The 1273-nt window shown below is 57.3% G+C and carries 1 rRNA gene; it reads right to left on the bottom strand.

Annotation, left to right across the window (positions count from 1 at the left end):
- Nucleotides 1-1273, bottom strand: a 23S ribosomal RNA gene (locus ACFXAZ_RS39545); the annotation flags it as partial.

The raw sequence follows: 1273 nt of genomic DNA, 5'->3' as shown, positions 1-1273 counted from the left end.
CGTCAGTCCGTATACATCGCCTTACGGCTTCGCACGGACCTGTGTTTTTAGTAAACAGTCGCTTCTCGCTGGTCTCTGCGGCCACCCCCAGCTCACCGTGTAAAACGGCTCACCGGACATGGCCCCCCTTCTCCCGAAGTTACGGGGGCATTTTGCCGAGTTCCTTAACCATAGTTCACCCGAACGCCTCGGTATTCTCTACCAGACCACCTGAGTCGGTTTAGGGTACGGGCCGCCATAAAACTCGCTAGAGGCTTTTCTCGACAGCATAGGATCATCCACTTCACCACAATCGGCTCGGCATCAGGTCTCACCCTGCATGAGCGGCGGATTTACCTACCACTCGGGCTACACCCTTACCCCGGGACAACCACCGCCCGGGATGGACTACCTTCCTGCGTCACCCCATCACTCACCTACTACCAGCTCGGGCCACCGGCTCCACCACTTCATGCTTGTCCGAAGACGCACACGACGGCTTCACGGGCTTAGCATCACTGGATTCAATGCTTGACGCTCTACAGCGGGTACCGGAATATCAACCGGTTATCCATCGACTACGCCTGTCGGCCTCGCCTTAGGTCCCGACTTACCCTGGGCAGATCAGCTTGACCCAGGAACCCTTAGTCAATCGGCGCACACGTTTCCCACGTGTGAATCGCTACTCATGCCTGCATTCTCACTCGTCAACCGTCCACAACTCGCTTACGCGGCTGCTTCACCCGGCAGACGACGCTCCCCTACCCATCACAGCGCCCGTTGGGGCTCATGCTGCAATGACACGACTTCGGCGGTACGCTTGAGCCCCGCTACATTGTCGGCGCGGAATCACTAGACCAGTGAGCTATTACGCACTCTTTCAAGGGTGGCTGCTTCTAAGCCAACCTCCTGGTTGTCTCTGCGACTCCACATCCTTTCCCACTTAGCGTACGCTTAGGGGCCTTAGTCGATGCTCTGGGCTGTTTCCCTCTCGACCATGGAGCTTATCCCCCACAGTCTCACTGCCGCGCTCTCACTTACCGGCATTCGGAGTTTGGCTAAGGTCAGTAACCCGGTAGGGCCCATCGCCTATCCAGTGCTCTACCTCCGGCAAGAAACACACGACGCTGCACCTAAATGCATTTCGGGGAGAACCAGCTATCACGGAGTTTGATTGGCCTTTCACCCCTAACCACAGGTCATCCCCCAGGTTTTCAACCCTGGTGGGTTCGGTCCTCCACGAAGTCTTACCTCCGCTTCAACCTGCCCATGGCTAGATCACTCCGCTTCGGGT

The sequence above is a fragment of the Streptomyces sp. NPDC059477 genome, assembly GCF_042749375.1.
GTDB lineage: Bacteria > Actinomycetota > Actinomycetes > Streptomycetales > Streptomycetaceae > Streptomyces.
Note: the sequence above shows the minus strand (reverse complement) of the source record. Positions and strands in the feature narration are given on the sequence as shown.